Consider the following 20,967-nt stretch of genomic DNA (forward strand, 5'->3'; position numbering starts at 1 on the left):
CCTTCAGGGGGCGGGGGGGGCGTCATCCATGATTTGGAGCAATTCATTCAATTCTCTCACTTTCTCGGCCGATCCCAGATTTTCGTAGGCACTGATCAGGTTACGGATCACACGTTTGATGATATCGGTATTAGAGCATGGCTCGTAAAACTGTTTATCGAATTTAAGGTTAAGCTGTTTCAGGAACATATCCACATCGCGTCTGCCAAACAGGAAACCTTTATTAAAGGCGTTGATATAAAACAGGATCCCGCTTTCAAATTCGCTTTGCATGCTTTCGTCAAGGTAGGCGAGTATAAAGTGCTGTGGAAGGTTCACACCATACACCGGTATATCCAGTTTTTGCGCTATGATAGAATAAATGATGGCTAACGAAATCTGGTTGCCTTTTTTGGTTTCGAGCACCTGGCTCAGGTAGCTGTTTTGAGGATCGAGATGATTGGCCGTGTTGCCGCTAAAACCATAGATATTGTAAAATACATGGTTGATCAGCTTAATTTGCTCTTTTGGACTGGCCTCGTTCATCATCTGGATCCAGATATCACGTTTGATTGCTTCTATCTGGTTAATTACCTTTTGTTCGTCAAGATCGGGGTACTGGTAGCGGTTAATGATGAGGATGCCCTGCAAAAGGTCGAAGGCACCGCTTTGGTTCCAGAGTTTCAGGTCGTTTTTAAGGTTGTTGAACTGAATTTCATGAACCAGGTTGGCAATGCGTTCCTGAAGGATAGGGTCAAAAGCCTGCTCGAACGCCGACTCAAGATAGCTGATAGCTTCGGCACCATATGAAAACAATTTGCTATACACATGTTCATATATCTCGCCGTCAGGATCATCCAGCAAGCGGATCAATGAATTTACTTCAGTTGGATTTATCATACGCTGTAATGCTAAAATACTAAACCTTTTTTATTTTTACAGCAATGTATAATATAAGGTATGGGCTTAATTATCTGCGGCACCGTTTGGGGGCCAACAACAGGCACGGCATACACTCTCCATTTGTTTACAAGCTGATTGATACGGTTATTTACGATTATCACGGCCAAAAAGTGTATCGTGAGATTGAAGAAACCATCAGAAAGCAACATTCTGACAAGGGCATGATAAATACGCTGCCGTTAAAATTTTACCGTTTACTTTATCGGTTTGCTGTTTACTTTAATCCCCAAACGATATTGTTAGCTGATTCAGAGGATTACATCAGTGAACTTGTTATCAAACAAGCTAATCCAGAAGTTCAAAGTATAACATTAGCTGCACAAGGCATTTGCCCGGCTGATATGATCCTGGCGGATGCCTTGAAACAGAGCCGTGCCAATTATGCGGCAGAGATTATGCCATTCATTCATGATAATACCGTTATCATATTTACAAACATCCATCGCAATGCATCCACCAAACAATCATGGGAGCAGCTTAAATTGAATCAACAGGTTAGGGTAACTATTGATCTGTTTTATATCGGCATGGTATTTTTTAAACCGGGGATGAGCAGGGAAGATTTTAGGGTGAGGTATTGATAGCTTATGGTTCATAGATCAGGGTTCATAGCCGAAGCCACTAAATTCATCTATGATACGATATTATGCCATGAACTATGAACCATCAACCATGAACTCAAAATCAAAACGACTGGCCCAATCCAATATAAAAGCCGGTTAATCTTTTTTCGTTAGGGATTTTCTGGCCTACACCATAGTCTACACGTACAGCAAGCCCTTTTTCCACATCAAAAAAGTAACGGATACCACCGCCGTAGTTGGGTTTTAGTTCGGATGCGCTGAAGCTGTTTTTAAAAACTTCGCCTCCGCCTACGAAGCCTGCAAAACCTATACGGTTACTTAACCGGTAACGCAGCTCAGCCTGCCCGGCTAACATATTCCTGTCGCGGAAACGGCCGTTGTAATAGCCTCGCATTAACTCGTCGCTTCCCAGATCGGGCAGTAAATAAAATGGCGAGGTGCTGCCGGTTAAACTTTGCTCCTGTACGTCGAGGCCCAATACCCATTTAGGTGCCAGTAAAAAAAACTGGGAGTATTCGATATTAAAGAAACCGCCTTTATAATCATTGTTACCAAAGATGCCATGTATGGCCTGGAAGTAGGCGTTTACAATAAGCCCTTTGGTGGTATAAGTGTTGTTGTTCCGGTTGTCAAATATAATGGTAGGGCCTATATAAACACTTGGTCCGCCGCTGCGGTTTTCAACACGCGGATCAGTATAAAAGATACCTGTTTTATCGTCGTCATTGAATTTGTAATCCCAGGCACCGCCTATTATGCCGGCATACAGGTTATTGGAGATCTTTTTTTCAGCAGTAAAATTTACCTTGAACCGTTTTTGACCAATCCTGTCGGAGTTGGCCTTTAATGTATTGTTGCCGATGCCATAAAAATCGAAAGGGAAATTAATGTAACTGACGCCGGCAGTGAGGTGATAGTCGTTCCCGGGTGTCCAGTAGCTGGTAGTAAGGCTTAACCGGCTTTGACCTTTAGTTGTTATAGTGGCGTAACCAAAAACATTGGATACGCGGGTATTAAGTTTTGAAGTATCGGTATAAAAAGAAAGGAGGCCTGCACCGCCAACCTCAAGCCCGGTTTCGGGAGCTGAGCTTAATACCGGTAATATAACAAAACTACTTTTGCGTGTAGTATCTTTATCAAAATACATGCGCTTTATAGCCCGGGATATTTGTGAAAAGGCACTGGTTGAAAGGGCACAGAACAGTATTAATATGGCAAGTTTCTTCATAGATGTTTGTAATGGCTAATATAACCCATTTTGTTGTATAAGGTTCTGTGAGGGGTATTTTAAAATTATGATGACAATATGAAGATGGATAGGGGAGGTGGGAGCGCTAAATTTAAATACGAAATGGTTATAAAAAGATAAAGTTCCATTTAAAATTCAATTTAACTAAAATGTCTACTTTTGCGGCTGAAATTTTATTGAAATATTATGAGCACTACAAGAGGACCTATTTCGCAGTTTATTGAAAGAAATTATCTGCACTTTAACGCCGCGGCATTAATGGATGCAGCTAAAGGCTATGAAACACACCTTGAAGAAGGCGGTAAAATGATGGTAACCTTAGCTGGTGCCATGAGTACTGCTGAGCTGGGTATTTCGCTGGCCGAGATGATCCGCCAGGATAAAATTGCTATTATTTCATGTACAGGCGCCAACCTTGAAGAGGATATCATGAACCTCGTGGCACACTCACACTACAAAAGGGTACCTAACTATCGCGACCTGAGCCCTCAGGAAGAGTGGGATCTGCTTGAAAATCACTATAACCGTGTTACCGATACCTGCATCCCGGAAGAAGAAGCTTTCCGCCGTTTGCAAAAACATATCCACAAGATATGGAAAGATGCTGATGACAGCGGTGAGCGCTATTTTCCGCATGAGTACATGTATAAAATATTATTAAGCGGCGAGTTGGAGCAATACTATGAAATTGATCCTAAAAACTCATGGATGCTGGCTGCTGCCGAAAAGAACCTGCCTATCGTTGTACCGGGATGGGAAGATTCAACCATGGGCAACATCTTTGCTTCATACGTAATTAAAGGCGAGCTTAAAGCATCAACCATGAAAAGCGGTATCGAATACATGGCATGGCTTGCCGACTGGTATACTAAAAACTCATCGGGCAAAGGCATAGGCTTTTTCCAGATTGGTGGTGGCATAGCAGGCGACTTCCCGATATGCGTTGTGCCGATGCTTTACCAGGATATGGAGATGCATGATGTACCTTTCTGGAGCTACTTCTGCCAGATCTCTGATTCAACTACTTCATATGGTTCATATTCTGGCGCTGTTCCTAACGAAAAAATAACCTGGGGCAAGCTTGACATCCATACCCCTAAGTTTATAGTAGAGAGTGACGCAACCATTGTTGCACCGCTTATTTTTGCCTGGTTACTAAAACAATAGATAAAATTTTATAATTAAAGTTGGATTGTAATTATTCCAAAAAAATGTCAAATGACATTAATATGCATTTAGCAGCGTTTAAACGCAGTTTTTTGTCTATTTAGAACGATTATAAATTATAGGTTGGTGTCATTTATGTGTCACCGATAGTGTATAAAATTATACTTTTGTGCCTGTAATTATCCGATGAAACATACATCTTACAACAGTTTCAATCATTAATATAAAAATTATTTAGCATAAATACACTGTATGAGAAGTTTCTCATTGATTCTTAAACAATTCTCAAGGTCGGTTTTACTGATTGCCGGGTTTGCTTTTTGGAGTTTATCTAATGCGTACGCGCAAACTGACGCTGCTAAAGGCGAGGCCATTTTCAAGTCAAAATGTACTACCTGTCACAAAATCGAAAGCCGCTTAATTGGTCCGGCATTAGGCCCGCAACTTACTGAAGAAACTGATGATAAATATCTTATCCAGTGGATTCAGAATAACCAGGCGCTGATAGCCGCTAAAAACCCTAAGGCACTCAAAATTTATAATGAGTATAACCAGTCGGGTATGACCGTATTCGCTGACCTTAGCGATGCAGATGTAGGTAATATCTTAACCTATGTTCGTACTACCTGGAAAGATATGCAGGCTAAAGGTCCTGAAGGTGGCGACAAGGGCAAAGAGACCAAAGTTGAAAGCGGCCCAAGTGATATGGTTGTTTTCGGTTTGATCGGTATCATCGTTATCGCTTTCATCGTTATCCTGGTATTAAACAGGGTAGTAGGTTCTTTAGAGCGTATCCTGCTTAAAAACAAAGACCTTGTTATCGAGGACGAAGTTGCTGTAGAAGGTGCCGTAGCGGTTGATGCTAAAAAAGAGTTCATCGCCAAGATTCTTAAAAACAAAAAACTGGTATTCTTTATATTGGTTGCTGGTACTGTTGCTATGTGCAGCTGGGGTTGGGTTTCTTTATGGAACACCAACGTACACCAGGGTTACCAGCCGGTACAGCCAATTAAATACTCGCACGAGTTACACGCCGGTATCATGAAAATTGATTGCCAGTACTGTCACTCAGGTGCATACAAGTCAAAAAATGCTTCTATTCCTTCATTAAACGTGTGTATGAACTGCCACAAGGTTGTTAAAACCGAGTCGGAAGAGATACATAAGATCTATGACGCTTTGGGCTACGATCCGAAAACGCAGAAGTATGACAGTACTGCGGCTAAACCAATTCAATGGGTGCGTATCCACAACCTGCCTGACCTGGCTTACTTTAACCACTCACAACACGTAAAAGTTGGTGGTATTAAATGTCAGCAGTGCCATGGTCCGGTACAGGAAATGAAAGAGGTTTACCAATACTCTCCGCTTACCATGAAATGGTGTATCCAGTGCCACAAACGTACCGAAGTTAACGGTAAAGGCAATGCTTACTATGACAGCATCCTGGCTGCACACGATAAGATCAAGAAAGGTGAGAAAGTTACAGCCGCCGTGTTAGGTGGTATCGAGTGCGGTAAGTGTCACTATTAATAAAAAGAATTTAGCATTACAGTTTATATAGCTTAAATGGACAGCAATAAAAAATACTGGAAAGGTTTAGAAGAACTAAACAGAACACCAGAATTTGTTGAGAAAAATAAAAACGAATTTGCAGAGCCAATTCCTATCGAGGAAGTGCTTAGCGGATCTGGTTTGTCAGCTAAAACTCCACGTCGTGACTTTTTAAAGGCACTTGGCTTTGGTGTTGGAGCAGTTACATTGGCAGCTTGTCAGAAAGTGCCGGTGCATAAATCCATTCCATACCTGATTAAACCTGAAGAGGTTACGCCGGGTGTGGCTAACTATTACTCTTCAACTTACGAAGGTCAGGCTATCCTGGTTAAAACCCGCGAAGGCCGCCCTATCAAAGTTGAAGGTAACCCTAACGACGTGTTTTCAAAAGGCGGTTTAAGTGCACAGGCCCAGGCTTCGGTACTTGACCTGTATGATGTTAACCGTTTAAAAGATCCTAAATTAAAAGGTAGCGAAGCCGGTTGGGCCGAGGTTGACGCTTATGTAATGAAAGAGCTTGCAGCTGTTGCTGCAGCAGGTAAAGGTATCCGTTTGGTTACTTCAACTGTATACAGCCCTTCAACTTTAGCAGTTATTGCCGAGTTCATCGCTAAATACCCTACTACAAAACATATCAATTATGATGCGGTTTCATACACCGGTATCATTCAGGCCAATCAAAACAGTTTTGGTAAAGCAGTATTGCCTCACTACAACTTTGATAAAGCCGATGTAATTGTAAGTTTCGGTGCTGATTTCTTAGGTACATGGATCTCTGGCGAAGAGTTTACCCGCCAGTACGTTTCAAACCGTAACAGCAAATCGCTGGCAAACAAAAAAATGTCGCGCCACATTCAGTTTGAAACTGGTATGAGCATGACCGGTACCAATGCCGATGCCCGTATCACAACCAAACCATCGGAAATTGGTGTTGCATTAATAAACCTTTACAATGCAATATCAGGTACTACTTTACCTGGTTCAAAAGCAACCGGCAGCAAAAAAGTTGATACTGCTATTCAGTTAGCTGCTAAAGAATTAGTAGCTGCTAAAGGTAAAGCATTGGTTGTTTCAGGTTCAAACGATGTTGCTACACAAGTATTGGTAAACGCTATCAACTCCTTATTAGGTAGCTACGGTACTACTATCGATTTGGATAACCCTTCAAAACAATACGCCGGTAACGACGCTGCATTTGTTGAGTTTGTAAACGAAGTAAAACGCGGTGATGTTGGTGCTGTATTCTTCCTGAATGCTAACCCTGCTTACGATTACTATAAAAATGATGAATTTAAAGCGGCGCTTAAAAACGTTCGTTTAACAGTATCATTTGCTGATCATGACGACGAAACAGCTTTATTGGCTACAGTTAATGCTCCAAACCACCACTATTTAGAGACTTGGGGCGATGCTAACGCTGTTGAAGGTTATTACACTGTAGTTCAGCCAACAATTAACCCGGTTTACAACACTCGCCAGGCCGAGCATAGCTTACTGGTTTGGATGGAAAACCCAATCAAAGATTATTACACTTACGTACGCAAAACCTGGGATGCAGGTTTGTTGGCAAAAGGTGGCTTATCTGGCCAAAAAGGCTGGGAAACCCTGTTGCAAACAGGTATGGTGATAGCTGCTCCTGCAACAGCGGGCGCTTACAGCTTTAGCCTTGACCTTGCCGGTGTAACACAAAAAATATTAACCCAGAGCAAAGCTGTTGCCGCAGATGGCGACAAATTTGAATTACAACTTTATGTAAGCCAGGCTATAGGTGATGGTAAACGTGCCAACAACCCATGGTTACAGGAGCTTCCTGATCCGGTTTCAAAAGTTACCTGGGATAACTTTGCTGCCATGTCAATTTCTGATATGAAGAAATTGAAACTGGAAGAAGGTGACGTGATCAAAATTGAAGCTAATGGTTACTCAGTTGAGTTGCCGGTATTGGCTCAGCCAGGTCAAACACAAGGCACCTTATCAGTTGCTGTTGGTTACGGCCGTACAAATGCTGGTCCGGTTGGTAATAATGTTGGTAAAAATGCCTTCCCATTCTTTAGCTTAAGCAATGGTACTTTCCAAACTGCTGCTGTAGCTTCATTTAAATCGGCAGGTTACAAATCGCCGCTTGCACAAACACAAACCCACCACTCATATGAGGGCAGGAGCGTGATCCGCGAGGCTACTTTTGTTGAGTACAAAAAGAATCCTGCAGCAGGCAGCGGTAACGAGCATGGTCGTAAAGATTACAATGCTGAATCACTTTGGGATAATCATGATCGCCCTGTTTATGATTGGGTAATGGCTATCGACCTAAACGCATGTACCGGTTGCGGTGCCTGTGTGGTTGCATGTTCTGCAGAAAATAACATTCCGGTTGTAGGTAAAGATGAAGTTTCACGTCGTCGTGAAATGCACTGGATCCGTATCGACCGTTACTATAGCTACAATGACCACGGCAACAGCGAAGAAGCAGTTACCAAAGAAAAGGAAATTGATAAGCTTGAAAACTTTGACAATGTATCGGTTGTGCATCAGCCAATGCTTTGCCAGCACTGTGACCACGCACCTTGCGAAACTGTGTGCCCGGTATTAGCTACCGTTCACTCGTCTGAAGGTTTAAACCACATGGCTTACAACCGTTGCGTAGGTACCCGTTATTGCGCTAACAACTGTCCGTTCAAAGTACGTCGTTTTAACTGGTTCAACTACTGGAACGATGCACGTTTTGACAACTACCTGCAAGGTGAGCATACACAATTAGTACTTAACCCGGATGTGGTTACACGTTTCCGTGGTGTTATGGAAAAATGTTCAATGTGTATCCAACGTATCCAGGCTGGTAAACTGAAAGCTAAAATTGAAAAGCGCCCGCTTAAAGATGGCGAAATCAAAATGGCTTGTCAGCAAACATGTTCTGCCAACGCTATCGTGTTCGGTAACAGAAATGATCCTAACTCTGAAGTTTCAAAAGCACTTGCAAGTGAAAGAACTTACTACGTGCTTGAAGAACTTAACGTACAGCCAGGTATTGGTTACCAGACAAAAGTTAGAAATATAATAGAAACTGAAGCTCAGGCATAAATTTTTATATACAGAGATTAAGATATATGGCATCTCATAGTGAATCAATAATAAGGGAACCGTTAATTACGGGTAAGGACATCACGTATGCAAAAATTACGAATGATGTATTACGCCCTGTAGAAAATATGCCGGGTAAAGCCTGGTGGATCGGTTTTAGTGTGGCTTCGCTTGGCGCCTCACTTTGGGTTTTCGCGATCAGCTGGACTTTCTGGTTCGGTTTAGGTGAGTGGGGCCTGAACAAAACAGTAGGATGGGCCTGGGACATTACCGGTTTCGTATGGTGGGTAGGTATCGGTCACGCCGGTACGCTAATCTCTGCCGTATTGTTACTCTTCCGTCAAAACTGGCGTAACTCCATTAACCGCTCGGCCGAGGCGATGACCATCTTTGCGGTAATTTGTGCGGCTACTTATATCGCCGCTCACATGGGCCGTCCATGGATGGCTGTTTATTCCTTACCGCTACCAAACCAATACGGTTCGTTATGGGTAAACTGGAACTCACCGCTTATCTGGGACGTATTTGCGATCTCAACATACTTCTCGGTTTCATTGGTATTCTGGTACACAGGTTTATTGCCTGATATCGCTACCATCCGTGACCGTGCTCAAGGTATCCGCCGCCGTATCTATTCGGTACTTTCATTCGGCTGGACAGGTTCAGTAAAAACCTGGCAGCGTTTTGAAACAGTATCGTTGATCCTGGCAGGTGTTTCAACCCCACTGGTACTTTCGGTACACACCATCGTATCAATGGACTTTGCAACTTCACTGGAACCGGGATGGCACACTACCATCTTCCCTCCATACTTCGTTGCTGGTGCGATCTTCTCAGGTTTCGCCATGGTACAAACCCTGTTGCTTATTGCACGTAAGGTTTTAGGCCTGGAAAACTATATCACCATGTTCCATATCGAATCGATGAACAAGATTATCATGTTAACAGGTTCGATAGTAGGTGTGGCTTACTTAACAGAGTTGTTCATCGCTTTCTACTCACAAAACGAGTACGAGCAATATGCTTTCGCAAACCGTATCGCCGGTCCGTACTGGTGGGCTTACTGGAGCATGATGACCTGTAACGTAATCACCCCGCAGTTGTTCTGGTTTAAAAAGATCCGTACCAACATTCCTTTGTCATGGGTATTATCAATCGTGGTTAACATCGGTATGTGGTTTGAACGTTTTGTAATTATCGTTACATCACTGCACCGCGACTTTATACCATCAAGCTGGGCTATGTTCTATCCAACCTGGGTTGACGTGAGCGTGTTCATCGGTTCAATCGGTGTATTCTTTACTATGTTCCTGCTGTTCATCAGGGTGTTACCTTCAGTGGCTATGGCCGAGGTGAAATTACTGCTGAAAAGCTCAAGCGAGCAGGCTAAGAAAAAACTTATGGACGAAGGCCATGTTGTACCTGCCGAAGCAGAGTTTTATATCGCTTCGCTGGAGAAATTTGATAGTGTTGAACAGTCTGAATACTTAAAAGCATAATACTAATGAGTAGCACTAAATATATATTAGGCGTTTTTGATGATCCCGATGATATGATGCACGGGATTGATAAGCTGCAAAAGAACAGCGTACCTATTTATGACGTTTATACACCTATGCCTATCCATGGTATCGAGGCTAAATTAAACATCAAAGATTCGCGTCTTGGTTATGCAGCATTTATGTTCGGTTGTTTAGGTGGCACCATTATGTTCAGCATGGTTTATTATATGCTGGTTCATGACTGGCCTATCAACATCGGTGGTAAAAACTTTTTCGCTATTCCGGATTTTATCCCGGTTACATTTGAGTGGACGGTATTGTGGACCTCGTTTGGTATGACATTTACCTTCTTCTTTGCAAGTCACCTGTTCCCGGGCCGTGCGCCAAGGGTAATGGACCTGCGTGCAACTGACGATAAGTTTGTAATTGCAATTAACGCTAAAGGAAGCATTCCTCACGACGATATAACTAATTTACTAAAAGAAGCGGGCGCTACAGAAGTTAAGCATAACGACAGAAAATATGTTAGCTATGAATAAAATTAAAATATTAGGAACAATTGTTACTATTATCGCTGCTTCGATAGTTTTTACATCGTGCAAGGATAAAAGAAGTACCGGCTGGGAGTATGCACCTAATATGTACGAGCATTTGGCATACGATCCGGATCAAAAAAATAACAATTTTAAAGATGGTAAAACTGCACAGGTACCACCTGCGGGAACTATCCCGGTTGGCTTTACCAAATTTGATTATCCAAATACCAAAGAAGGTTATGAATTAGCCAGCGTTGAGGTTAAATCAGTACTGGCGCAAACCCAGGCTAACTACGCCGACGGTAAGATTTTATTTGAGCATTTCTGCTCTCCTTGCCATGGTGTTAACGGTCAGGGTGACGGATTGGTGGTTCAGCACGGTTATCCGGCGCCTCCATCGTATTCAAAAGGCCAGTCATCACGCGGTGGTAACATGAAAGACCTTACAGACGGTAAAATTTATCATACCATTACTTACGGTGTAAATGCTATGGGTTCATACGCTTCTCAGCTTGCTCCCGAAGAACGCTGGAAAGTGATCATGTATGTTCACCATTTACAAACCTTATAAGAAAAAGATATTAATGAAGACTCATAATAATTTTGACGGGCAATACGAATTTGTCGGCAAAGCCAAAACATGGAGCTTGATATGCATCGTGATTGGTTTGGTTGCCATACTTGGTGGCTTTGCGCTTGGTTATACCGAGCGTACGTTTGCCAACCTGTTGCTAATGACCTATTACTTTGCTGCGGTTTGTATGTGCGGTATTTTCTTTTGCGCCGTACAGTATGCAGCACAGGCTGGCTGGTCTGCATCGATGATCAGAATTCCGCAGGCTTTTGGTAAAGTTTTACCTATTGCTGCAATTTCTCTAATTATTGTTGTTATCGCCGGGTTTTCATTAACACATACAGTAACCAACGAAGAAGGTAAGCAGGTTGTTGCTCCTTACTTATATAAGATTTGGGCTGCTGTTGGCGTTACTGATCCTCATAGCGAAAATTACAACGCTATTATCGCTGGTAAATCAGGTTACATGAACAAAGTTGGATTTGTGATCCGTTTGATCTGCTTCCTTGGTTCATATTGCATATTCGGTCGATTATTGGCTAAATACTCTGAGGCTGAGGATGATTTGGGTGGCATGTTTTACTATAAAAAGAGCTTTAACATGTCATGTTTGTTCCTGGTGATCTTTGGTTTCACTACGCCTATATACGCTTTCGATACCATCATGTCATTAGAGGCGGAATGGTTCTCAACCATGTTTGGCTGGTACAACTTCGCAGCAATGTGGGTAAGCGGATTATCTGTTATTACACTTACGCTGATCAGGTTAAAACGTATTGGTTACTTTGAATGGGTTTCAGAAGACCACATGCACAGCTTAACCAAATTTATCTTCGGTTTCTCTATCTTCTGGACTTACGTATGGTTTGCTCAATTCTTGCTGATCTACTACGCTAACATGCCTGAAGAAACTGTTTACTTCTTTAAACGCTGGGAGCCTGAATTTAAACCGTGGTTCTGGATCAATATCGTTATCAACTTCCTTACTCCTTTATTGGTGTTGATGTCACGTGATTCTAAACGTATCTATCGTACAGTTGAGATTATGTGTATCATCCTGATTGTTGGTCACTGGTTAGATTACTTTATGATGATTATGCCTGGTACAGTTGGTCCAACTTCATCATGGTTAACTGAGATTGGCCCGATTGAGATAGGCGTGTTCTTAGGCTTCGGAGGTTTATTCACCTTCACCGCGATGACAGCTTTAACCAAGTTCAAATCGCTGGTTCCTAAAAAACACCCGTTCTTACAGGAAAGCCTTCATCATCACATATAATAATTATTACATTTGCACCAAAATACAGAATACCAAACAGCTTACTAAAATGGGATTCAGAAAACTAATAAATTCTAAAAAACTACTATCGTTCTTCGCTGCGTTTATGCTCCTGGGCACAAACCTGCTGATGGCGCAAACTGCGGCTGCCGGTGCAGCCCAGGAGGAAGCCCCCAAAGTTGACTGGACCGGGGTTGCATATTATGTGCTGATATTTTTCCTGATCTGCTTAGGTGTTGCTATTGTTGGCAAAATCCTTAAGGTTTATGATCTTACCTTGAAAATGCAGGGTAAAAAAGGTATCAAGTGGAATACCGTGATGGCAGTAATTTGCATCGTTTTCCTTGTTGCCGGTCTTTATGGCGCTTACTGGTCATTTACCGAACAAGGCAGTATGACTTTACCTGAAGCAGCTTCGGCACATGGTGTTAAAATAGATGAGATGTTTACCGTCACTACTGTTTTAACAATGATAGTATTTTTTGTTACCCAGATCCTGCTGTTCACATTCCTGTTCCAATACCGTCATTCTGATAAACGTCGTGCACACTTTTTGCCGCACAATAATACCATTGAGAAAGTTTGGACAATTGCACCAGCTATCGTTCTGACTATCCTGGTTGTGTTTGGTTTCTTTACCTGGCAGAAGATCATGAACAGCGAAAATCTTACAGGCGATATCAATATCGATGTAACCGGTCACCAGTTTGCCTGGGAATTACGTTACCCTGGTAAGGACGGCGTTTTAGGCCCTAAAGATTTTCGTTTGGTTACAGGTGCAAATAACCTGGGTGTTAACTTCAAAAAGAAAAGCAGCTTTGACGATTTAAAGGTAGATACCATGTACTTACCGGTTAATAAATCAATCAGGTTGAATATCCTTGCACAGGACGTGATCCATAGCGTTTATATGCCTCACTTCAGGGTTCAGTTGAACGCAGTACCAGGTTTACCAACCTTCTTTAAATTTACCCCGACTATTACTACCGCAGAGATGCGTACAAAATTGGACGACCCTAAATTTGAATATTCCCTTTACTGCAACAAAATATGCGGTGGAAGCCACTACAACATGCAAAAAGTTGTACGTGTTGTTACCGAAGCTGAATATCAGTCATGGCTGTCAAGGCAAAAGCCTTACCTAAATGATGCTTTAAGAAAAGAGCTTCATTTTGCTTCAGCAGACAATGCACAAAGCGGTGCTTCAACAAATAGGTTAGCGTTAAATAATTAATAAAGATAAGAAAGATAGATATGTCAACATTAGCAGTTCACGACCACGCAGGAACACACCACGACGAACACGGTCACGAACACCACCATGACCAATCATTCCTGTCTAAATATGTATTTAGCATGGACCACAAGATGATTGCCAAGCAATTCCTGATCACAGGTATTACTATGGCGGTTATCGCGATGATTTTGTCAATCCTGTTTAGGATCCAACTTGCTTACCCTGATAAAACATTCCCGCTGTTAACAACTTTGTTAGGTCGTTTTGCACCTAACGGTCGTATCAGTCCCGATTTTTACCTTGCTTTGGTTACCATACATGGTACTATCATGGTATTCTTTGTACTAACTGCCGGCTTGAGCGGTACTTTTGCCAACTTATTAATTCCATTGCAGGTAGGTGCGCGTGATATGGCTTCGCCTTTCATGAACATGCTTTCATACTGGTTCTTCTTTTTAGCCAGCGTTATCATGTTGTCATCTTTCTTTGTACAAAAAGGCCCTGCCAGTGGTGGCTGGACAATTTACCCGCCGTTATCTGCATTACCTAAAGCAATGCCGGGTTCAGGTGAAGGTATGACCCTTTGGCTGATCAGTATGGTACTGTTCGTAGCATCATCATTAATGGGTGGTATCAACTACGTAAGTACTGTGTTAAACATGCGTACAAAAGGTATGGACCTTTGGAAAATGCCTTTAACTATCTGGGCTTTATTCCTTACTGCTATTTTAGGTATCCTTGCTTTCCCGGTTTTAGTAGCCGGTGTGGTATTGTTGATATTTGACCGCAGCGTTGGTACAAGCTTCTATTTATCTGATATCGTATTAAACGGTGTACAGCAACCATTTGAAGGTGGTAGCCCGATCCTGTTCCAGCACTTATTCTGGTTCCTTGGTCACCCGGAAGTATATATCGTTATTATGCCTGCGATGGGTATCTCATCTGAGGTAATGTCGGTAAACTCAAGGAAACCAATCTTTGGTTACCACGCGATGGTTTACTCCCTGATTGGTATCACTGTATTATCGTTCATCGTATGGGGCCACCACATGTTTGTTACAGGTATGAATCCGTTCCTGGGTGGTGTGTTCATGATTACTACTTTGATCATTGCGGTACCATCGGCAGTAAAAACATTTAACTGGTTAGCTACACTTTGGCGCGGTAACATCAGGTTTACACCTGCTATGTTGTTCGCTATCGGGATGGTATCGTTCTTCATTTCAGGTGGTTTAACAGGTATCTTCCTGGGTAATGCTACTTTGGATATCAATTTACATGATACTTACTTTGTGGTTGCCCACTTCCACCTGGTAATGGGTTCTGCAGCTATATTTGGTATGCTTGCAGGTGTTTACCATTGGTTCCCTAAAATGTTCGGTCGTATGATGGACGAGAAATTGGGTTACCTGCACTTCTGGTTAACATTTATCTGTGCTTACCTGGTGTTCTTCCCAATGCACTTTATGGGTCTTGACGGTGTGCCACGTAGGTATTATGCCTTCACCGAATTTGCTTCAATGCAAAAATGGTTAACCATAAATACATTTGTTACCTGGGCTGCTATTATTGCTGCACTTACACAGTTTGGTTTCCTTTATAACTTCTTTGTATCCATATTCAAAGGACAAAAAGCGACTCAAAATCCTTGGGAGTCAAATACCCTTGAGTGGACTACTCCTGTTGAGCACTTACACGGTAACTGGCCAGGCGAAATTCCAACTGTTTACCGTTGGCCATATGATTACAGCAAACCGGGCGCAGAAGAGGATTACATCCCTCAAACTGTTCCTTACTCGCAAACTATGAGCTCAAACCTTCCACACGATTTTGAAGACAATCCTGCAGGTTTGGAAGAACTAAACAAGTTTACAAGTACGCTGAAAGCAAACGAACAAGTAAAATAAATTAATACTTATCTGATCTTTTAGGGTACCGGTTAAGTCTTAAGTCGGAAGTTTTAAGTCCTAAGTTAAGCAGCTTTGAACTTAAAACTTAGAACTTCCGACTTAACGAGGTACCCTAAATTTTTAGAAACATTTAGATGAGCACAGCCGCAAAAAATAGGTTTCAAAAGATCAATATTACGACCATTGTTCTGCTCTTTGTTTTGATTCTTGCCGGTGGTGTTGTGCGTAGCTCAGGTTCTGGTATGGGTTGCCCCGACTGGCCAAAATGCTTCGGAAGGTATATCCCGCCTACTGATCTTACTGATCTTCCTAAAGATTATAAGCAGAAATATGTAGCCAAACGCGTTGAAAAGAACCAGCGTTTTGCAAAAACACTTGATGTGTTTGGTTACAGCGATCTGGCAAAACGTATCCGCGAAGACCGCTCCATCCTTGTACCTGAAGAGTTTAATGCGGGCAAAACATGGACTGAGTATATCAATCGTCTCATTGGTGCTTTGTCTGGGTTTTTCCTTCTGCTTTCTGTTGTTTTTTCTTTTAGTTATTGGAAAACAGATAAGAGGATAGCAATTCTTAGTATTTTCAACCTTGTGCTTGTGGGTTTTCAGGCGTGGTTAGGATCAATTGTGGTATCCACCAATTTAGTTGCATGGATAGTTACGGTACACATGCTTTTGGCTCTTGCTATTTTGGCTATTTGTATTTACACATATCACGTAGCCCGGATATCAGGAAAGAATACTTCGGGTACATCTCCATTGGTTTATATTATCACCCTTGTGGCGCTGTTTGTAAGTATTCTGCAAATTGCTTTCGGTACCGAGGTACGGGAGAAGATAGATGCGGTTGCCAACCACTTTCAAGGTGGTTATCGTAAAGATTGGATTACCAATGCCGGCGAGATATTTCAGCATCACAGGGACATCGCCATTTTGGTGTTGGTATTGAACGTTGCTTTATTTGCGTTGATCCGCAAAGGCTTTAACAGGCATTCTATCCAGCAACAGCTGATGAGTTTTACATTTTTGATGATCACGTTGCAGATAGTTACCGGGATCTTATTATCATATCTCGCATTGCCGCCGGTTGCTCAGGCAGCTCACATCGTATTGGCGAGTTTAATATTTGGGGCACAATTTTATTTGCTTTTGAATTTATTTCAAGGTGTTAATGGTAGGGAGGTAAGCAGATGAAATGGGCTGATTTTTCGAAACTGATTAAAACGAGACTTACCTCTTTGGTGGTGTTTTCGGCATCAATATCATTTTTAATAGGGAGCCGCGCCAATGGCCATATTATTTGGATTGATTGGGTAAAATTGATTATTGGTGGTTTCCTGGTTACGTCTGCAGCTAATGCTTTTAACGAGATCATCGAAAAAGATCTGGATAAGCTGATGAAGCGCACCATGGACAGGCCCATCCCCTCAGGTAAAATGACCACCGGACAGGCGTTGGTATTGGGTTTAGGAATGGGTATGGCAGGTACTTACCTGTTAGGCAGCTTAAATCTATTAACTGGTTTGTTATCGGTGTTCTCTATTTTATTATATGCGTTTGCCTATACACCTTTGAAACGTAAATCGCCGATAGCAGTATTTGTTGGAGCAATTCCGGGGGCTTTGCCGCCGCTTATTGGTTATGTGGCTGCACAGGTACATGGCAGGATAGATGAGATAGCAATAATTTTATTTTCTATCCAGTTTATCTGGCAGTTTGTTCACTTTTGGGCAATTGCATGGGTACTGGACGATGACTATAAGCTTGCCGGTTTTAGGTTATTACCATCAGGCAAAAGAGATTTAACAAGTGCGGTAATTACATTTATATTTGCCGTTATATTGGTGCCTGTGAGTTTATTGCCAACCATTTATGGTTATGGCGGTTACTGGGTTGGCGGTGTATCACTTATCTGCAGCCTGATATTTTTATACCAGTCATTTATGCTGCTGCGTACACGGCAAATACCCGAGGCGCGTAAATTAATGTTCGGCTCGTTTTTTTACCTGCCGTTAGTTCAGATAATGTTTTTAGTAGATTTTATAGTTAAGTGAGATGATGGCAAGGATGGAACAAGATAACGACAGGCTTAACCTTGGTGCCAAAAAGTTTAATATGTGGATCTTCATATTCACATCGTTTATGCTTTTTGCTGCTTTTACCAGTGGTTTCATCGTTTATTCGGGAGGTAGCGGTCACGGGTTAAACGTGATTATGCCCCAGTCGTTTTTATATAGCACTATAGTTATAGTGTTAAGCAGCGGCACGTTGTTTTTAGCATCGAGAGCTGCCAAGGCATTGCAGTTTGATAAACAGAAGCTGTATTTATGGATCACATTGGGCTTAGGACTGGCATTTTTTGCCTTACAGATCTACGCCTGCTATGTGTTGACCTTCAAAATGCAGATTTATTTTGTTGATCCTAACGCTTCACGTTCGTTTGTTTACGTTTTTGTTGGCGCACACCTGGTACACATTTTTGCGGCGCTGTTATTGCTAATAAATACACTTATAGGTACATACCGTAATATCCCTCAGGTAAGGAACATGTTTAAGATGGAATTAACTTCCATTTTCTGGCATTTTCTCGATATTATATGGATTTATCTGTATGTTTTTTTACTTTTGAATCATAATTAATACACCCATAGATTAGTACAGATGAGTACAACAGTTTCACAAATTGACGAAGTAAAAACTTCGCCCTGGTCGGGAGGAAGATCCCCGTTCAACGTGGAGTACGGAAAAATAATGATGTGGTTTTTCCTTCTTTCGGATGCATTTACCTTTTCATCGTTATTGATAGCTTACGGTTCATTGCGTTTCAGCGCAAGCGTATGGCCAGGTGCGGATAAAGTTTTTCAATCTGTACCAGGATTAGTTGATCACGGTGCGCCATTGGTGTTTGTGGGTTTAATGACCTTCATCCTCATTGCAAGCTCTGTTACCATGGTATTAGCTGTAGAAGCGGGCCATCGTAATGCTAAAAAAGAGGTGGTAGGCTGGATGATAGCTACAGTTATAGGTGGTTTCATGTTTCTTGGTTGCCAGGCTCTGGAATGGGGACATTTACACCATGAAGGTTTCTGGTGGGGTAGCGTTCCTCCGGCAGAAGAGTTGAAGAAATTATTTACCGGCGGTACCGAAGCTGTGCAGCACATGACTTCTCAGGAATTTGCTAACTTGTTCTTTACCATCACAGGCTTCCACGGGTTCCACGTATTTACAGGTGTTATTATTAACATTATTATCACGGTTAACGTGTTAATGGGCACATACGAAAAACGCGGCAGTTATTTAATGGTTGAAAAGGTTGGTTTGTACTGGCACTTTGTAGACCTTGTTTGGGTATTCGTATTTACATTCTTTTACTTAGTTTAAAAAACATTTACATATGTCAGCAGAATCGCACGAAGTTCACCACGACGGTGATCACGAAACCATGAGCAGAAAGCGTATATGGCAGGTAGCCGGAATATTAACTTTTATTACTTGTATTGAGTTTATTATCGCGCTTGCTATAGTTCCCAACCATCCGGATTTGTTGAAGTATGCCAACCCTGTATACATCGTTTTAACATTGTTTAAAGCATTTTATATAGTTGCATATTTTATGCACCTGAAATTTGAAAAAATGGGCCTGATATTGTCAATCGCAATTCCCGTGATATTCATAATAGGTTTGATCCTGGTACTTACAAACGAAAGCCACCACTGGGTTGACTTAAGGTTCTAATGAACAAAGCTTCAATAGGAAAAAAGATCATAATCCTGGTACTCATCTTAGCAGTACCAGGATTTTTATATTATTTACTTACCGCAAAGGGTAAAAACAGGTATAAACCCCTCGCTGTTTTCGGGCCGAAGGTGCTTGCCAAAACAGGCCACAAGTTTCACGGCAAGTACATTCCTGATACCATTTACCACACTATCCCTGATTTTAAACTCACCGACCAGGAAGGCGAGCCGGTTACACTGAATACCCTAAAAGGAAAGATTTTTGTAATTAATTTCTTTTACGCTAATTGCCCTACCGTTTGCCAAACCATCAACAAAAACATGAGCTGGCTGGTTGGTACTTATTATAAAAATAAGATGGTTTACTTTTTAACCATCACTGTTGATCCGGAGCATGATACCCCGGAAGTATTAAGTAAATACCTGCAAACGTTTAAGCCCGAATCAAACCGTTGGCTGATGTGCAGCGGAGATACCTCATCGGTTTACAATTTTGCCCGTAATGGCCTCTATGTAAATGCCGCAAAAGCCGGTGGCGACTTTGTTTACAGCGATGACTTTGTATTGGTTGATCAGGAACACCGTATTCGCGGATATTACAAGGCCGCGGTTACGCCAGAGGTAAACCGCCTCAACGATGAGATAAAAGTATTGATAGCCGAAGAACTTCGTAAAGTTGATAAGCCCCTATATTAATTTGCCATGAGCGATAAATTTATAATCCGCTTTGTAGCGGTTGTTACCATAGTTGTAATTGCACTTGTTGTTCTTTTAAACCGGCACCTTATCCCGGGCCCTGCCGTTGCCCCTTCTTTTACCCCCTATCTGCCTATGCTTAACGCGATGCTGAACGGCACCTGTACCATATTGCTGCTTTTGTCGCTATATCAAATTAAACAAGGTAATATCACGTTACATAAACGGCTTAATATTATTACGTTTTGCCTTTCGGCGCTTTTCCTGGCGTCATATGTATTATTTCATTACCTGATGCGTAATGAAATTGTTTATGGTGACATTAATGGCGACGGACAATTGTCGGAGGCAGAACGGACATCTGCCGGATCTTTACGTACCATATACCTGGCTATTTTAACGCCCCATATTATACTTGCGGCTGCAGTTTTGCCGTTAATATTAATGAGTTTTCACCGCGGGCTGCAAATGCAGGTTGAAAAGCATCGCAAGCTGGTACGCTGGACATTCCCGATCTGGTTGTATGTTACAGCAAGTGGTGTGGTAGTTTATTTAATGATCCGCCCGTTTTATCATTTTTAATTTATAATTGGTTAAATTTGTACTTATGAAACAAGGTTTTAAGATTATCCTTTTTGTAGTGGCCCTTGGCCTTATGCTGATTGCCCGTAAGCCGGTAAAAGCCCAATGTGCGCAATGTGCCGCCACGGTTGAAACCAACGCTCAAAGCGGCAGCTCAAAAACAAGGGGATTAAATAACGGTATCCTGTTTTTATTAGGCGCACCTTATTTTGCAGTTGCATTAGGTGGTTACATCTGGTACAAAAAATACCGTCGTAAAGATGTAAAGCTTGAAATGCGTCCCGAAAAACTTAATCTGAATTAATAAACAACTGCGGTTATCAGTGGCCGCCTTTGTAAC

The 20,967-nt window shown here is 42.0% G+C and carries 20 protein-coding genes; 18 read left to right on the forward strand and 2 right to left on the reverse strand.

The annotated features are described in order from the left end of the window. Positions 1-3: 3 nt before the first annotated feature. Positions 4-879 carry a transglutaminase family protein gene (locus tag ACEN9X_RS16315; RefSeq protein WP_413666145.1) on the reverse strand — a complete coding sequence of 292 codons (876 nt, stop codon included), beginning with the start codon at positions 877-879 and terminating at the stop codon, positions 4-6. A gap of 44 nt (positions 880-923) precedes the next feature. On the opposite strand from ACEN9X_RS16315, the gene ACEN9X_RS16320 reads away from it, so the two are divergent. Beyond that, positions 924-1,523 carry a hypothetical protein gene (locus tag ACEN9X_RS16320; protein WP_413666146.1) on the forward strand — a complete coding sequence of 200 codons (600 nt, stop codon included), beginning with the start codon at positions 924-926 and terminating at the stop codon, positions 1,521-1,523. A 103-nt stretch (positions 1,524-1,626) separates the two neighbouring features. On the opposite strand, the gene ACEN9X_RS16325 is transcribed toward ACEN9X_RS16320, so the two are convergent. Next, entirely contained in the window at positions 1,627-2,754 is a 1,128-nt protein-coding gene (locus ACEN9X_RS16325) for a polymerase (protein ID WP_413666147.1), read from the reverse strand. Positions 2,755-2,961: 207 nt separating this feature from the next. On the opposite strand from ACEN9X_RS16325, the gene ACEN9X_RS16330 reads away from it, so the two are divergent. From ACEN9X_RS16330 to ACEN9X_RS16410, 17 genes are all read left to right on the forward strand, one after another. Then, positions 2,962-3,942: a deoxyhypusine synthase family protein gene (locus tag ACEN9X_RS16330; RefSeq protein ID WP_090530168.1), complete on the forward strand. Its 981-nt coding sequence runs from the start codon at positions 2,962-2,964 to the stop codon at positions 3,940-3,942. 252 nt (positions 3,943-4,194) lie between these two features. Next, positions 4,195-5,475, forward strand: coding sequence for a cytochrome c3 family protein (locus ACEN9X_RS16335; RefSeq protein WP_413666148.1), 1,281 nt, complete (start codon positions 4,195-4,197; stop codon positions 5,473-5,475). 36 nt (positions 5,476-5,511) lie between these two features. Beyond that, entirely contained in the window at positions 5,512-8,574 is a 3,063-nt protein-coding gene (locus ACEN9X_RS16340; RefSeq protein ID WP_413666149.1) for a TAT-variant-translocated molybdopterin oxidoreductase, read from the forward strand. A gap of 26 nt (positions 8,575-8,600) precedes the next feature. Next, entirely contained in the window at positions 8,601-10,073 is a 1,473-nt protein-coding gene (nrfD, locus tag ACEN9X_RS16345) for an NrfD/PsrC family molybdoenzyme membrane anchor subunit (RefSeq protein ID WP_091165019.1), read from the forward strand. A 5-nt stretch (positions 10,074-10,078) separates the two neighbouring features. Beyond that, positions 10,079-10,615 carry a DUF3341 domain-containing protein gene (locus ACEN9X_RS16350; protein WP_091213026.1) on the forward strand — a complete coding sequence of 179 codons (537 nt, stop codon included), beginning with the start codon at positions 10,079-10,081 and terminating at the stop codon, positions 10,613-10,615. Further along, positions 10,599-11,183, forward strand: a complete 585-nt coding sequence (locus tag ACEN9X_RS16355) for a c-type cytochrome (protein WP_413666150.1) — start codon at positions 10,599-10,601, stop codon at positions 11,181-11,183. The genes ACEN9X_RS16350 and ACEN9X_RS16355 overlap by 17 nt, the downstream gene beginning before the upstream one ends. A 13-nt stretch (positions 11,184-11,196) precedes the next feature. Next, on the forward strand, positions 11,197-12,465 hold the full coding sequence (locus tag ACEN9X_RS16360; RefSeq protein WP_413666151.1) for a quinol:cytochrome C oxidoreductase: 1,269 nt from the start codon (positions 11,197-11,199) through the stop codon (positions 12,463-12,465). A 49-nt stretch (positions 12,466-12,514) separates the two neighbouring features. Beyond that, positions 12,515-13,699 (forward strand): cytochrome c oxidase subunit II, encoded by a 1,185-nt coding sequence (locus tag ACEN9X_RS16365; protein WP_413666152.1) that lies wholly within the window; start codon positions 12,515-12,517, stop codon positions 13,697-13,699. 20 nt (positions 13,700-13,719) lie between these two features. Then, positions 13,720-15,609, forward strand: coding sequence for a cytochrome c oxidase subunit I (locus tag ACEN9X_RS16370; RefSeq protein WP_413666153.1), 1,890 nt, complete (start codon positions 13,720-13,722; stop codon positions 15,607-15,609). Between the two features lie 137 nt (positions 15,610-15,746). Then, complete coding sequence (locus ACEN9X_RS16375; protein WP_413666154.1) at positions 15,747-16,805, forward strand: COX15/CtaA family protein; 1,059 nt, start codon at positions 15,747-15,749, stop codon at positions 16,803-16,805. After that, positions 16,802-17,665: a heme o synthase gene (cyoE, locus tag ACEN9X_RS16380; protein ID WP_413666155.1), complete on the forward strand. Its 864-nt coding sequence runs from the start codon at positions 16,802-16,804 to the stop codon at positions 17,663-17,665. Before ACEN9X_RS16375 ends, cyoE begins: the two co-directional genes overlap by 4 nt. 1 nt (position 17,666) lies before the next feature. Beyond that, entirely contained in the window at positions 17,667-18,251 is a 585-nt protein-coding gene (locus ACEN9X_RS16385) for a heme-copper oxidase subunit III (protein ID WP_413666156.1), read from the forward strand. A 21-nt stretch (positions 18,252-18,272) separates the two neighbouring features. After that, the gene (locus tag ACEN9X_RS16390; protein WP_090530134.1) at positions 18,273-18,992 is read left to right on the forward strand and encodes a cytochrome c oxidase subunit 3; all 720 of its coding nucleotides are present in this window, start codon (positions 18,273-18,275) and stop codon (positions 18,990-18,992) included. 13 nt (positions 18,993-19,005) lie between these two features. Further along, positions 19,006-19,347 carry a cytochrome C oxidase subunit IV family protein gene (locus tag ACEN9X_RS16395; RefSeq protein WP_413666157.1) on the forward strand — a complete coding sequence of 114 codons (342 nt, stop codon included), beginning with the start codon at positions 19,006-19,008 and terminating at the stop codon, positions 19,345-19,347. Continuing rightward, positions 19,347-20,045, forward strand: a complete 699-nt coding sequence (locus ACEN9X_RS16400) for an SCO family protein (RefSeq protein WP_413666158.1) — start codon at positions 19,347-19,349, stop codon at positions 20,043-20,045. The genes ACEN9X_RS16395 and ACEN9X_RS16400 overlap by 1 nt, the downstream gene beginning before the upstream one ends. 6 nt (positions 20,046-20,051) lie before the next feature. Further along, positions 20,052-20,627 (forward strand): DUF420 domain-containing protein, encoded by a 576-nt coding sequence (locus tag ACEN9X_RS16405; protein ID WP_413666159.1) that lies wholly within the window; start codon positions 20,052-20,054, stop codon positions 20,625-20,627. 25 nt (positions 20,628-20,652) lie between these two features. Then, complete coding sequence (locus tag ACEN9X_RS16410) at positions 20,653-20,931, forward strand: hypothetical protein (protein ID WP_413666160.1); 279 nt, start codon at positions 20,653-20,655, stop codon at positions 20,929-20,931. Positions 20,932-20,967 lie beyond the last annotated feature (36 nt).

The sequence above is a fragment of the Mucilaginibacter sp. Mucisp86 genome (assembly GCF_047324315.1).
In the GTDB taxonomy this organism is placed as follows: Bacteria; Bacteroidota; Bacteroidia; order Sphingobacteriales; family Sphingobacteriaceae; genus Mucilaginibacter.

What these genes read in the sequence shown, in the direction of transcription:
- ACEN9X_RS16385 (WP_413666156.1), top strand. Translation starts at nt 17,667, where the DNA reads ATGATGGCAAGGATGGAACAAGATAACGACAGGCTTAACCTTGGTGCC.
- ACEN9X_RS16370 (WP_413666153.1), top strand. Translation starts at nt 13,720, where the DNA reads ATGTCAACATTAGCAGTTCACGACCACGCAGGAACACACCACGACGAA.
- ACEN9X_RS16365 (WP_413666152.1), top strand. Translation starts at nt 12,515, where the DNA reads ATGGGATTCAGAAAACTAATAAATTCTAAAAAACTACTATCGTTCTTC.
- ACEN9X_RS16405 (WP_413666159.1), top strand. Translation starts at nt 20,052, where the DNA reads ATGAGCGATAAATTTATAATCCGCTTTGTAGCGGTTGTTACCATAGTT.
- ACEN9X_RS16320 (WP_413666146.1), top strand. Translation starts at nt 924, where the DNA reads ATGTATAATATAAGGTATGGGCTTAATTATCTGCGGCACCGTTTGGGG.
- ACEN9X_RS16400 (WP_413666158.1), top strand. Translation starts at nt 19,347, where the DNA reads ATGAACAAAGCTTCAATAGGAAAAAAGATCATAATCCTGGTACTCATC.
- ACEN9X_RS16325 (WP_413666147.1), bottom strand. Translation starts at nt 2,754, where the DNA reads ATGAAGAAACTTGCCATATTAATACTGTTCTGTGCCCTTTCAACCAGT.
- ACEN9X_RS16390 (WP_090530134.1), top strand. Translation starts at nt 18,273, where the DNA reads ATGAGTACAACAGTTTCACAAATTGACGAAGTAAAAACTTCGCCCTGG.
- cyoE (WP_413666155.1), top strand. Translation starts at nt 16,802, where the DNA reads ATGAAATGGGCTGATTTTTCGAAACTGATTAAAACGAGACTTACCTCT.
- ACEN9X_RS16335 (WP_413666148.1), top strand. Translation starts at nt 4,195, where the DNA reads ATGAGAAGTTTCTCATTGATTCTTAAACAATTCTCAAGGTCGGTTTTA.
- ACEN9X_RS16350 (WP_091213026.1), top strand. Translation starts at nt 10,079, where the DNA reads ATGAGTAGCACTAAATATATATTAGGCGTTTTTGATGATCCCGATGAT.
- nrfD (WP_091165019.1), top strand. Translation starts at nt 8,601, where the DNA reads ATGGCATCTCATAGTGAATCAATAATAAGGGAACCGTTAATTACGGGT.
- ACEN9X_RS16330 (WP_090530168.1), top strand. Translation starts at nt 2,962, where the DNA reads ATGAGCACTACAAGAGGACCTATTTCGCAGTTTATTGAAAGAAATTAT.
- ACEN9X_RS16315 (WP_413666145.1), bottom strand. Translation starts at nt 879, where the DNA reads ATGATAAATCCAACTGAAGTAAATTCATTGATCCGCTTGCTGGATGAT.
- ACEN9X_RS16410 (WP_413666160.1), top strand. Translation starts at nt 20,653, where the DNA reads ATGAAACAAGGTTTTAAGATTATCCTTTTTGTAGTGGCCCTTGGCCTT.
- ACEN9X_RS16395 (WP_413666157.1), top strand. Translation starts at nt 19,006, where the DNA reads ATGTCAGCAGAATCGCACGAAGTTCACCACGACGGTGATCACGAAACC.
- ACEN9X_RS16360 (WP_413666151.1), top strand. Translation starts at nt 11,197, where the DNA reads ATGAAGACTCATAATAATTTTGACGGGCAATACGAATTTGTCGGCAAA.
- ACEN9X_RS16340 (WP_413666149.1), top strand. Translation starts at nt 5,512, where the DNA reads ATGGACAGCAATAAAAAATACTGGAAAGGTTTAGAAGAACTAAACAGA.
- ACEN9X_RS16375 (WP_413666154.1), top strand. Translation starts at nt 15,747, where the DNA reads ATGAGCACAGCCGCAAAAAATAGGTTTCAAAAGATCAATATTACGACC.
- ACEN9X_RS16355 (WP_413666150.1), top strand. Translation starts at nt 10,599, where the DNA reads ATGTTAGCTATGAATAAAATTAAAATATTAGGAACAATTGTTACTATT.